The sequence below is a fragment of the Streptomyces sp. NPDC050988 genome, assembly GCF_044456225.1.
GTDB lineage: Bacteria > Actinomycetota > Actinomycetes > Streptomycetales > Streptomycetaceae > Streptomyces.
Map to the genome: position 1 here is coordinate 67762 of NZ_JBITFQ010000003.1, position 11906 is coordinate 79667.

Here is an 11906-nt window from a genome sequence, read left to right on the forward strand (position 1 = left end):
TGTTCCCCTTCCTCCCCGTCCTCCGTCCCCGTCTGAATCGATTCCTCTCATGGAGACTCCGTGTTCCGTCGCACCCTGCTCACGTCCACCGCCGCCCTCGCGCTGCTGCTGCCGCTCGCCACGGCCTGCGGAGGTGACGCGGAGGCCGAGTCCTCCTCCGGTCTCTCCTCGGTGACGCTGGCCGTCGGCGCCACCGGCTGGAAGAACGAGGAGGCCGTTCTCAAGTTCGCCCACCTCGACGACACCCCTTACAAGGTGAAGTGGAGCCTGTTCCAGGGCGGTGACCAGCAGCTCCAGGCCGTCCGGGCCGGAGCGCTCGACCTGGCCTCCTCCAGCGAGATCCCGCCGATCTTCGCCGCCGCCGACGGCAAGCCCAACTTCAAGGTCGTCGCCGTGCAGCGCGGCACGACCCTCAATCAGGAAGTCATCGTCCCCAAGGGCTCGAAGGTGACGGACATCGCGGGTCTGAAGGGCAAGAAGGTCGGCTACGTCCAGAACACCACCGCCCACTACTTCCTGTACGAGCTGCTGAAGCGGGCGGGCCTGAAGTGGTCGGACATCGACGCCAAGCCGCTCCTGCCCAACGACGGGCTCGCCGCTCTGAACGGCGGCGGCATCGACGCCTTCGCGTCCTACGGCACGTCGATCATCACCGCCCACCAGCAGGGCGCCGTCAAAGTCGGCTCGGGCAAGGACGTCCTGTCCGGCAACTTCCTCTGGTCGGCCCGCGACAACGTCCTGAAGAGCCCCGGCCGGCGGGCCGCCGCGGCCGATCTGATCGCCCGGATCACCAAGGCGTACGCGTACATCCGTGACGGCCGCGAGCACGAGTTCGCGAAGGTCGTCGCCGAGGCCACCCACCAGCCCGTGGCCCAGGCGGAGAAGGACTTCCGTGACGCCCAGGCACAGCGACCGACCCAGGCCAGGACGGTCGGCGACGACACCATCGCCTCGCAGCAGAAGGTCGCCGACGCCTTCACCGAACTGGGCGCCCTGAAGGGAAAACTGGACGTGAAGTCCTTCTGGAGCCGCGCACTCGACACCGATCTGGAGAAGGCCCTGTGACCGTGAACTCCCGCGCGAACCCGGACATCAGCCTGGATGTGAACCCGGAAGTGGACCCGGACGTGAACCCGGGCCTGACCGCGCGCCTCGCCGAACTCGCCGTGGGATACGACCGGTCGGGCGCCTTTCCCGCCGAGTCGATCCAGGTGGTGCACGAGGCGGGGCTGCTCACCGCGACCGTCGGGGAGCGGTACGGCGGCCGGGGTGCCCGGGTGGAGGAGACCGCGCGCATCCTGCACACCCTCGGCCGGGGCGATCCTTCCGTGGCCCTGATCACGGCGATGACCCTCAACACCCACGCCCGCGAGGCCGTACGACCGACGTGGCCCGAGGAGCTGTACGCGCGCGTGCTCAAGGAGTCCGAGCAGCGTCCGGTTCTCGTCAACCACGCGCGCGTGGAGCCCGATCTGGGTTCTCCCGCGCGGGGCGGACTGCCCGCGACCGTCGCCCGGCGCACCGGGGACGGCTGGTCGGTCAGCGGGCGCAAGCGGTTCGTGACGGGCGCGGAGGGTCTGGACTGGTTCCTGGTGTGGGCGACCACCGATGAGCCGGAGCCGCGCGTGGGCACCTTCCTGGTGCCCGGCGGCTCGCCCGGCATCGAGATCACCGACCGCTGGGACCAGTTGGGGCTACGGGCGAGCGGCAGCCACGATGTGACGTTCCGGGACGTGGAGGTCCCGTACGAGCATGTCGTCGGGCTCGGCCCGCACGGTCCCGCGAGCGAGCAGGACAACCGGGCGGGCGCCTCCCTCCACCTCCCACTCGCCGCCCTGTATGTGGGGGTCGCGCGTGCGGCGCAGGCCTTCTTCCACACCTTCGCGCACGCGCGCGTGCCCGCCAATCTCGGTCACCCGGTGGCCCGTACCGAGCGCTTCCGGCGGACGGCCGGGGAGATCGAGGTGCTCCTCGCCACCGCCGAACAGCTGCTCTTCGACGGGGCCGCGCGGGTCGACGCCGAGGATCCCACCTACACCCCGGAGCAGGCTCTCGGCGCGCGTGTACTCGCCGACCGGCACTCGGTACGGGCAGTCGAGCTGGCCGTGCGGCTGCTCGGCAATCCGGGCCTGGCCCGCGGCAATCCTCTGGAGCGGCACTTCCGTGACATCCAGTGCGCGCCCGTGCACGCGCCCCAGGAGGACGTCTCCCTGCTCGCCATCGGAACGAAGGCACTCGACCTGTGACCGCTCCCGCGACGACCGCTCTTGAGTCCACGAAGGCCGCCGAGCTGCTCGGGCTGCTGGCCCGTGACCTGGCACCCGACCGGCTGGCCACCGATCCGCGCACGGTGGCCGCGCACGCAACCGACCGTTCCGGCGCCCGGTCCGACGGCAGTCCCCTCGCTGTCGTCCACGCCCGGCGCACCGAGGACGTGACGGTCACCCTCCGGCACGCGCATGCCCTGGGCGTGCCGGTCGTGCCGCGTGGCGCGGGCACCGGTCTGTCGGGCGGCGCGACCGCTGGCGAGGGCGTGCTGGTCCTCGACCTGTCCGGGATGAACCGGATCCTCGAACTGTCGGCGGACGACCAGCTGGCGGTCGTCGAACCGGGTGTGATCACGGCCGAGTTGGACCGCGCGGCCGGCTCCCACGGCCTGCGGTACGCACCCGACCCCGCGAGCGCCGCCATCTCCACGATCGGCGGGAACATCGCGACCAACGCGGGCGGCCTGCGCTGCGCCAAGTACGGCGTGACACGGGACAGCGTGCTCGGTCTGGAGGCGGTGCTCGCGGACGGCACGGTGATCAGGACCGGCCGCCGCACGGTGAAGGGCGTCACCGGCTACGACCTGACCGCCCTGCTCACCGGCTCCGAGGGCACCCTCGCGGTGATCACCTCGGCGACGCTGCGGCTGCGGCCCGTCCCCATGGCGACGGCCACGCTCGCCGCGTACTTCCCGTCCTTCGAGGCCGCGGCCGAGGCGTCGTACGCGATCGGCCGGGCCGGGATCGAACCGGCGCTCGCGGAGCTGGTCGACGGGCCCGTGCTGCAGGCCATCGACCCCGAACTGCGGGAGCGGGGCGCGGCGTTGCTGGTCGTCCAGTGCGACGGGGCGGGAGCGGCCGTGGAGGCCGAGGTGGTCGCGCGACTGCTCACACCGCTGGCGACGACCGTCGAGGTGACCGACGATCCCGCCGAGGCCGAGTCACTGCTCGCCGCACGCCGGCTGGCCCTGCCCGCCCTCGAACGGCTGGGCCGGCCGCTGATCGAGGACATCGCGGTACCGCGCTCGCGGCTCGCGGAGGCGGCTCGTTCCATCCGTGCCGTTTCCGAACGCCATGGCGTGCCGATCTTCACCATCGCGCACGCCGCCGACGGGAACCTGCATCCGATCATCGTCGTGGATCCGGCCCTGGACCGGCTCCCGGATGCCGCGTGGGAGGCGGCGGGCGAGATCTTCGCGCTGGCGTTGCGGCTGGGGGGCACGCTCACGGGGGAACACGGCGTGGGTGTTCTCAAGCGGCAGTGGGTCGCGGAGGAACTGGGCCCCGCGGCGCACGCGTTGCAGCGGCGGCTCAAGGAGGCGTTCGATCCCCGGGGCATCCTCAACCCCGGCAAGAGCCTCTGAGCACCGGCCGCTCCCTGTTCTCTGTCGGGTGCGGGTTGTGTGTGGCTGGTCGCGCAGTTCCCCGCGCCCCTGAAGGGGCGCGGGCGCAGCCCGGCTCCTGTCTTTAGGGGCGCGGGGAACTGCGCGACCAGCCCCCACTCGCCCGCACCCGAAAGCGGACGAGTGGCGCAGGAGCCGTCAGGCGTTCGGCCGCGCCAACAGCGCGCGCACACCCTGCGAGCTGAGCGTCAGCCCATGCGGAGCACTCGCGTCGATGCTCAGCGAGACCTCACTGGAGGGCCACTGCGCGGCAAGCGCACCGAGCGGCACCAGGCGGTAGCGCGAAACCGACGGCAGCAGCTCGGCCATCCGCACCTCCGAGGTGAACACCGGAACCAGCGGGTCCCCGCCCGGCTGCTCGATGACGGGCAGGGCGACGACGGAGGGATCACCGGCCGCCTCGTCATCGGCGTCGTCCGGCACCGGGACCAGCACGTCGCTGCCGGCCAGGGTGTCCAGGGCATCGCCGTCCTCGGCGTTCTCGGCCAGCACGGTAAGCGCTCGCTCGGCCTCCGCCGTGGCGTTGTCGTTCGAGGAAATCTCCATGGCACATCCCGACGTAGTAACGAAAACAGGCCGCCCGGACCAGGTTCCGACCCGGGCGCGGCTGGTCGCGTACCCATCGCGGGATGTGCCATGCGTGTCTCACCCGGACGTCACCGAACGCTCACGGAATCAGCGGGATGTCGTGCGAGGGCAGCCCGAGCCGGTCGCAGCCGACGCGCCGCGCGAGCGGCTCGGCCATGCTCGGCCCGATGTGTGTCCAGTACGTGGCGGCGTCCCGGAAGTAGCGCTGCATCCGCTCGCCGTCGCGGGCGTGGCGAGAACCCGCCGTGCGGAAGAGGATGCTCTGCGTGACGTCCCAGGCCATGCGGCCGGCGGTGAGGAAGACCAGCGCGAGCCGGTTGTCGTCGGCGATGGTGAAGGGGGCCTCCCCGGAGACGTTCCGGCGGCAGGTCTCCATGTACTCCTCGGCGGCGCCCTGGAGTGCCGCATGAGCGGTGTGGATCGCGCCGAGCGCCTCGCCCAGGTGGCGCTGGTAGTCGTGGAGCTCGGCCCGTGTGCGGTCGGGTTCCAGGATCAGCGGCCTCTCGGTGACTATCCGGGCGTACTCGTCGGCGGCCGCGTACGCCGTGCCGACCATGATGGCGGCCAGCTCCCCGTGGAAGAAGCTGGGGGCCCGGCCCGCGTACAGCGCGTTGCCGTGCAGCTTCGATCCGGGTGTGCCGCCCTCCACCGGCAGGTCGAGCAGGCTCACCTCCCGGGTGAGGTACTCGGGGATACGGGCCTGTTCCATGCGGATGCTGTTGGAGCCGCTGCCGCGCAGCCCGAGGACGCCGTGCCAGTCGTCGAGCAGCGTCCACACGGAGCGCGGCGCGACGAACAGCACAAGGGGTCCGGGCGGTTCACCCGGTTTCTCCGGGGCTCGCAGCGTCTGGCCGACGTAGTGGGTGGAGTACGGCGATCCGGAGGCGTACGGCCAGGTTCCGTCGAGGACGACATGCCCGTCGCCGTCCGGGCGGGCCACGCCGACCGGCATGACCGTGGACGCGGCACGGAACTCGCCGTCGTCACCGAAGATCTCGTCCTGCGCCCGCTCCGCGAACTGCGCCGCGATCTGGAGCACATGGGCGGCGGTAAGGGAGAGCGCCCAGCCCGTGGAGGGACAGCCTCGGGCGATCTCGATGACCACGCGGTAGAAGGTCGGCAGGCCGAACTCGTATCCGCCGTAGCGGCGCGGCTGCAGGATCCGGTAGAAGCCTGCCCGCAGAAAGTCGTCGTGCGTGTCTTGCGGATAGCGCGTCAACCGCTCTGTCTCCGGCTGACGTTCGAGCAGTGCGGGCCGCAGGGCGACGGCTCGGTCGATCAGTTCGCGTTCGGTCAGTCCGGGCTCGGGAGCGGCGATCACGGTGCCTCCTGACGTGTGGGGCCGTCCGTACGTGTCGCGGTACACGTGATTGAACACGGCACGAGCCGCTGCTGTACCCACCGGATAGCGCCAAGTAGTTCCGTACGGGGGCGTACGGGAGTGATCCGGTAGCGCGCCGAGCGATGGCACGGCATCTCGGTCCCAGGGTGAAAACGGACCAGTAGTGGTGACCGTCGCCCACGCGTCGAACCGTGTGCACGCCTAGCGTGGAGCCATGCCGATGCGACCCTGGTTTCCCGATGCCAAGCTGGGCATCTTCATCCACTACGGCATCTACGCCGTGGGCGGCGCCGCCGAGTCCTGGTCGTTCTACACGGGCGAGATGACGCACGAGCAGTACATGAAACAGCTCGACGGCTTCACCGCGTCGCACTACGACCCGGACGCCTGGGCGGAGTTGTTCGCCCGGGTGGGCGCGCGGTACGCGGTGCTCACCGCCCGGCACCACGACGGTGTCGCCCTCTGGGACACCGACCACCGCAACCTCGACGTGGTGCGGGACACCCCGGCGGGCCGCGACCTGGTCGCCGGCTTCGTCGACGCGCTGCGCGCCCGGGACCTCAAGGTCGGCCTCTACTACTCGCACTCCGACTGGAACCACCCGGACTACGCGAGTCAGCGGCACCCCGGGCCGGTCATCGTGCCGCCCAACGAGTACTCGCACGCCGAGCCCGGCAAGGAGGACCCGGCGGCCTGGGCGCGCTATCTCGCGTATCGCGACGGCCAGGTCGGCGAACTCGTCGAGCGCTTCCGGCCCGACGTCCTCTGGTTCGACGGGGAGTGGGAGCGCACCGAGGAGCAGTGGCGGATGGGCGAGCTCGCCGAGCTGATCCTCTCCGGCAACCCGGACACCGTCCTCAACGGCCGCATGCTCAGTCACGGCGACTACGCCACGCCGGAGCAGGGCACCCCCCTGCGCGCACCGGAGGGCCCGTGGGAGCTGTGCCTCACGATCAACGACTCGTGGAGCTACCGGCCGCAGGACCGCGACTTCAAGTCGGTGCGCCAACTCGTGCGCTACTTCACCGAGACGATCGGCATGGGCGGCAATCTGCTGCTGGGCGCCGGGCCCCGCGAGGACGGGACGATCCCCGAGGAGCAGATCGAACGTCTGGAGGGCCTCGGCGCGTGGATCACGCGGCACTCCGACGCCGTGTACGGCACGGTCGCCGGACTGCCTCCCGGGCACCACTACGGCCCCAGCACCCTGTCCGCCGACCGGCGCACCCTGTACCTGGTGTGTTTCGACGCTCCGCGCGACTCCGTCTCGGTCCGCGGTCTGCGCAATCCGGTCCGGCGGGCCACGGTCCTCGGCACGGGCGCGGAACTGGGCCACCACGTCACCGGCGGCCTCGACGCCGTTCCCGGGGTGACGTGGATCGACGCGCCCACGTCCGCCGACCTGGACGAACAGGCGACGGTGATCGCAGTCGAACTCGAAGGGGAGCTGGACCTCTACACGGGGGCGGGGCGCCTCTGACGACGGTCTTCCGGCGAGGGCGCGTCAGGCGAGGGACAGGAAGAGCTTCTCCAGGCGCGCCCGCATCTGGTCGCGGTCCAGGTCCTGCTCGCCGCCCTCGTCGGTCATGCAGTGCTGGAGACCGGTCGCGATGATCGCGAACCCGGCTCGGTCCAACGCCCTTGAGGCCGCTGCCAGTTGGGTGACGACCTCTTCGCAGGACCGGCCCTGTTCGATCATGTTGATCACGCCCGCGATCTGCCCCTGGGCCCGCTTGAGCCGGTTGATCACGGACTTCAGCTCGTCGGCCGCCATCTGCAGTTCCATGTGGAGCGCTCCCTCGGTATATACCCCACCCGGTATGGTACGCCTCGCCCGATGGGGCCTGGGGTGCCGTGTGGGGTCTGCGGTGCTCGGGTGCTCACGCGACCCGGGCGAGCACCTCGGCCACGGTGACGACCCGAATCAGCGGCCGGTACAGGTCCATGATCTGCAGGGCCTTGGCATGCGAGGCGTCGTCCGCTCCCGCGCAGGCGTCGGCCGCCACCCACACCTCCACTCCGGCGTCGGCGGCGGCGAGCGCGGTGGAGAGCACACAGCAGTCCGTACTGACTCCGGCGAGCACCAGAAAGCCCTCGGGACCGACCCGCTCGGCCAGCTCGGGAGTCCACTTTCCGAACGTCGGAGCGTCCACCAAGTGCTGGGCGTGGGGCGCGAGTTCGTCCACCAGCTCCCAGAGTCGGTCGTGCGGCGGCCGCAGCGCGAAGGGCCACTGTTCGTAGTACGCCCGCCAGGCGCCAAGGGGCTTCTCGGGTGCCAGGAACCGGGTGAAGGTGACGTGTTCCGCGAAGGCGGGCAACAGGCGGCGTACCCCGTCGGCGGCCTCGTTGAAGCGGGGCGCGGCCCAGGGGCTGTCCGGCTCGGCGAAGACGCGCTGCATGTCGATGACGGCCAGCAGACCTTGGGGTCCCGATCGGCTCATGCGCCCGGCACCTCCACGTCCAGCGGCAGGCTCGGGGGCTGCTCCTCCTGCGTACGGACCCTGCCGCGGCCGAGTGCGAGGGTGCCGAGGAAGCCGAGGGCGAGCGCGGCGAGTACGCCGAGGTTGGCGTAGGCCCAGGAGCCGTCCTTGCCGCCCAGGCCCAGCGGGCCGAGCAGATAGCCCTGCCATTCGAGCCAGCCGGCGGCCGTGTTGGTGACCAGGCCCCAGCCGATCGCGGTGGCGGCGAGGGTCAGCAGCATCGGGAGCGGTTCGACATCACCGTACCGGCCGCGGGTGCGGAACAGGTCGGCCTCGTCGTAGTCGCGGCGCCGTAGCAGGAGGTCGGCGAGCATCACACCGCACCAGGCGGCGACGGGCACCCCGAGTGTGGTGAGGAAGCCGATGAACTCGCCCAGGAAGTCGTCCGTGAGGAACACGATGTAGATCGAGCCCGCGATCATCAGGACGCCGTCCAGCAGAGCGGCCAGATAGCGCGGCACCCGCAGGCCCGCCGCGAGCAGGGCGAGGCCGGAGGAGTAGATGTCGAGGACCGCGCCGCCGACGAGACCGAGTACGGCCACGGCGGCGAAGGGGATCAGGAACCAGGTGGGCAGGATCGTGGTCAGCGCGCCGATCGGGTCGGCCGCGATGGCCGTGTTGAGCTCGGTGGACGAGCCGGCGAGCAGCAGGCCGAAGACCAGCAGGAGCAGGGGTGCCACCGAGGCGCCGAAGGCGGTCCAGCTGACCACGCCCCGGCCGGAGGAGTCGCGCGGCAGATAGCGCGAGTAGTCCGCGGCGGCGTTGACCCAGCCGAGTCCGAAGCCGGTCATCATGAAGACGAGCGCGCCGATGAACTCCTGGGCAGAGCCGGCCGGTACGGCGCTGACCGCCGACCAGTGGATGTGGTCGGCGACGAGTCCGATGTAGACGACGGTCAGGACCCCGGTGACGACCGTGATCACCGTCTGCAGCCGCATGATCAGGTCGAAGCCCATCACTCCGACGATCACGACGAGCGCCCCGACGACGATCAGGGCGACCACCTTGGTCCCGGTGCCGCCGCCCCAGCCGAGCCGGTCGAGCACGGTCGCGGTGGCCATCGTCGCCAGGGCCGTGAGCACGGTCTCCCAGCCGACGGTGAGCATCCAGGAGACGACCGACGGCAGCCGGTTGCCGCGTACTCCGTAGGCCGCCCGGCTGAGCACCATCGTCGGCGCGGACCCCCGCTTGCCCGCCACCGCGACGAATCCGCAGAGCAGGAACGAGAAGACGATCCCGATCACCCCGGCGGCCAGCGCCTGCCAGAAAGAAATCCCGAACCCGAGCGCGAAGGACCCGTAACTCAGCCCCAAAATGGAGACATTTGCCCCGAACCAAGGCCAGAACAGAGTCCGGGGCGTGCCCTTGCGCTCGGCATCACCGATCACATCGAGCCCATGCACCTCCACCTGGAGCTGCCGACTGCCGGGCGAGTCCGTCATGGTCGTCCTACCCATCTGGCGAGACCCGCGCCCCAAAGGGGCGCGGGGAACTGCGCGACCAGCCACAACGCACCCGCAGACGACAACGGGCCACCAGCGGAGCGCTACGGCTCAGCTTCAGGCGAGCGTGGCCAGCGCCGCGTTCAGCGTCGCGGACGGCCGCATCACGGCCGCCGCCTTGACCGGGTCGGGCTGGTAGTAGCCACCGATGTCGGCCGGCGAACCCTGCACCGCGATCAGCTCGTCGACGATCGTCTGCTCCTGCGCGGTCAGCGTCTCGGCGAGCGGGGCGAACGCCTTGGCGAGCGCCGCGTCGTCGGTCTGCCTGGCCAGCTCCTGCGCCCAGTAGAGGGCGAGGTAGAAGTGGCTGCCGCGGTTGTCGATGCCACCGAGGCGACGGCTCGGCGACTTGTCGTTCTCCAGGAACGTGGCGGTCGCGCGGTCGAGCGTGTCCGCGAGGACCTGGGCACGCGCGTTGTCCGTGGTCTGCGCGAGGTGCTCGAAGCTGGAGGCCAGCGCGAGGAACTCACCCAGGCTGTCCCAGCGCAGGTAGTTCTCCTTGACCAGCTGCTGCACGTGCTTCGGCGCGGAGCCGCCGGCGCCCGTCTCGAAGAGGCCGCCGCCGTTCATCAGCGGGACGACCGAGAGCATCTTGGCGCTGGTGCCCAGCTCCAGGATCGGGAACAGGTCGGTCAGGTAGTCGCGCAGGACGTTGCCGGTGACCGAGATGGTGTTCTCGCCGCGGCGGATGCGCTCCACGGAGAGCTTGGTCGCCTCGACCGGGGCAAGGATGCGGATGTCCAGGCCCTCGGTGTCGTGCTCGGGCAGGTACTGCTTGACCTTCTCGATGAGCACGGCGTCGTGGGCGCGGCTCTCGTCCAGCCAGAACACGGCCGGGTCGCCGGTCGCGCGGGCGCGGGTGACGGCGAGCTTGACCCAGTCCTTGATCGGGTCGTCCTTGGTCTGGCAGGCGCGGAAGATGTCGCCGGCGGAGACCGTCTGCTGGATGACGACGTTGCCGGCCTGGTCGACGAGGCGGACCGTGCCGGTGGTCGGGATCTCGAAGGTCTTGTCGTGGCTGCCGTACTCCTCGGCCTTCTGCGCCATCAGACCGACGTTCGGGACCGAGCCCATCGTGGACGGGTCGAAGGCGCCGTTGGCGCGGCAGTCGTCGATGACGACCTGGTAGACGCCGGAGTAGCTGCTGTCCGGGAGGACCGCGAGGGTGTCGGCCTCTCCGCCGTCCGGGCCCCACATGTGGCCGGAGGTGCGGATCATCGCCGGCATGGAGGCGTCGACGATGACGTCGGACGGGACGTGCAGGTTGGTGATGCCCTTGTCGGAGTCGACCATGGCGAGCGCGGGGCCGTCGGCGAGTTCGGCGTCGAAGGACGCCTTGATCTCGTCGCCCTCGGGCAGGGACTCCAGGCCCTTGTAGATGCCGCCCAGACCGTCGTTCGGGGTCAGACCGGCGGCGGCGAGCGTCTCGCCGTACTTCGCGAACGTCTTCGGGAAGAAGGCGCGCACCACGTGACCGAAGACGATCGGGTCGGAGACCTTCATCATCGTGGCCTTGAGGTGCACGGAAAACAGCACGTCATCGGCCTTGGCGCGGGCGATCTGCGCCGTGAGGAACTCGCGCAGCGCGGCGACGTGCATGACGGACGCGTCGACGACCTCGCCCGCGAGGACGGGTACGGACTCGCGCAGGACCGTGGTGGAGCCGTCGTCGCCCACCAGCTCGATGCGCAGGGAGCCGGCCTCGGAGATCACAGCGGACTTCTCGGTGGACCGGAAGTCGTCGACACCCATGGTCGCGACGTTGGTCTTCGACTCGGGGGTCCAGGCGCCCATGCGGTGCGGGTGGGCCTTGGCGTAGTTCTTGACCGACGCGGGGGCGCGGCGGTCGGAGTTGCCCTCGCGCAGCACCGGGTTCACGGCGCTGCCCTTGACCTTGTCGTAGCGGGCGCGGATGTCGCGCTCCTCGTCGGTCTTCGGGTCGTCCGGGTAGGCGGGGAGCGCGTAGCCCTGCGCCTGCAGTTCCGCGACCGCGGCCTTCAGCTGCGGGATCGACGCCGAGACGTTCGGCAGCTTGATGATGTTGGCCTCGGGCGTCTTGGCCAGGTCACCCAGCTCGGAGAGGGCGTCGGGGATGCGCTGGCCCTCCTCCAGGAACTCGGGGAAGAGGGCGATGATCCGTCCGGCCAGTGAGATGTCACGGGTTTCCACAGTGACACCGGCCTGCGACGCGTACGCCTGGACCACCGGCAAGAACGAATAGGTCGCCAGGGCCGGGGCCTCGTCAGTGTGCGTATAGATGATGGTCGAGTCAGTCACCGGGTGCTCCGCTCCACGTCTGCAACATTGCTCGACATCAAGATATC

The 11906-nt window shown here is 70.5% G+C and carries 10 protein-coding genes; 4 read left to right on the top strand and 6 right to left on the bottom strand.

Annotated elements, in window-relative coordinates; all coding sequences use genetic code 11:
- The first annotated feature begins 60 nt into the window (after positions 1 to 60).
- The 3 genes from ACIBEI_RS08510 to ACIBEI_RS08520 are packed head-to-tail and all read left to right on the top strand — an operon-like array spanning position 61 to position 3631.
- Positions 61 to 1065, top strand: coding sequence for an ABC transporter substrate-binding protein (locus ACIBEI_RS08510; RefSeq protein ID WP_398886476.1), 1005 nt, complete (start codon positions 61 to 63; stop codon positions 1063 to 1065).
- Positions 1062 to 2246 (top strand): acyl-CoA dehydrogenase family protein, encoded by a 1185-nt coding sequence (locus ACIBEI_RS08515; RefSeq protein WP_398886478.1) that lies wholly within the window; start codon positions 1062 to 1064, stop codon positions 2244 to 2246. Before ACIBEI_RS08510 ends, ACIBEI_RS08515 begins: the two co-directional genes overlap by 4 nt.
- A complete protein-coding gene (locus ACIBEI_RS08520) occupies positions 2243 to 3631 on the top strand; it encodes an FAD-binding oxidoreductase (RefSeq protein ID WP_398886480.1) in 1389 nt (462 codons plus the stop codon). Before ACIBEI_RS08515 ends, ACIBEI_RS08520 begins: the two co-directional genes overlap by 4 nt.
- Before the next feature lie 177 nt (positions 3632 to 3808).
- Here the strand turns inward: ACIBEI_RS08520 and ACIBEI_RS08525 are convergent, their stop codons facing one another.
- Entirely contained in the window at positions 3809 to 4216 is a 408-nt protein-coding gene (locus ACIBEI_RS08525) for an SseB family protein (RefSeq protein WP_398886482.1), read from the bottom strand.
- Between the two features lie 121 nt (positions 4217 to 4337).
- Entirely contained in the window at positions 4338 to 5579 is a 1242-nt protein-coding gene (locus ACIBEI_RS08530; RefSeq protein WP_398886484.1) for an acyl-CoA dehydrogenase family protein, read from the bottom strand.
- A 235-nt stretch (positions 5580 to 5814) separates the two neighbouring features.
- Between ACIBEI_RS08530 and ACIBEI_RS08535 the strand changes: the two genes are divergently transcribed.
- Positions 5815 to 7080, top strand: coding sequence for an alpha-L-fucosidase (locus ACIBEI_RS08535; protein ID WP_398886486.1), 1266 nt, complete (start codon positions 5815 to 5817; stop codon positions 7078 to 7080).
- 24 nt (positions 7081 to 7104) lie between these two features.
- On the opposite strand, the gene ACIBEI_RS08540 is transcribed toward ACIBEI_RS08535, so the two are convergent.
- The 4 genes from ACIBEI_RS08540 to ACIBEI_RS08555 form a co-directional block, all read right to left on the bottom strand.
- On the bottom strand, positions 7105 to 7386 hold the full coding sequence (locus ACIBEI_RS08540) for a metal-sensitive transcriptional regulator (RefSeq protein WP_055616905.1): 282 nt from the start codon (positions 7384 to 7386) through the stop codon (positions 7105 to 7107).
- 94 nt (positions 7387 to 7480) lie between these two features.
- Complete coding sequence (locus tag ACIBEI_RS08545; RefSeq protein WP_398886488.1) at positions 7481 to 8041, bottom strand: cysteine hydrolase family protein; 561 nt, start codon at positions 8039 to 8041, stop codon at positions 7481 to 7483.
- Positions 8038 to 9522: a purine-cytosine permease family protein gene (locus tag ACIBEI_RS08550; protein WP_398886490.1), complete on the bottom strand. Its 1485-nt coding sequence runs from the start codon at positions 9520 to 9522 to the stop codon at positions 8038 to 8040. The genes ACIBEI_RS08545 and ACIBEI_RS08550 overlap by 4 nt, the downstream gene beginning before the upstream one ends.
- A 117-nt stretch (positions 9523 to 9639) precedes the next feature.
- Complete coding sequence (locus ACIBEI_RS08555) at positions 9640 to 11859, bottom strand: NADP-dependent isocitrate dehydrogenase (RefSeq protein WP_398886492.1); 2220 nt, start codon at positions 11857 to 11859, stop codon at positions 9640 to 9642.
- Positions 11860 to 11906 lie beyond the last annotated feature (47 nt).

Coding starts and splice junctions, on each gene's coding strand:
- ACIBEI_RS08525 (WP_398886482.1), bottom strand. CDS start 4,216: ATGGAGATTTCCTCGAACGACAACGCCACGGCGGAGGCCGAGCGAGCG.
- ACIBEI_RS08545 (WP_398886488.1), bottom strand. CDS start 8,041: ATGAGCCGATCGGGACCCCAAGGTCTGCTGGCCGTCATCGACATGCAG.
- ACIBEI_RS08535 (WP_398886486.1), top strand. CDS start 5,815: ATGCCGATGCGACCCTGGTTTCCCGATGCCAAGCTGGGCATCTTCATC.
- ACIBEI_RS08550 (WP_398886490.1), bottom strand. CDS start 9,522: ATGACGGACTCGCCCGGCAGTCGGCAGCTCCAGGTGGAGGTGCATGGG.
- ACIBEI_RS08540 (WP_055616905.1), bottom strand. CDS start 7,386: ATGGAACTGCAGATGGCGGCCGACGAGCTGAAGTCCGTGATCAACCGG.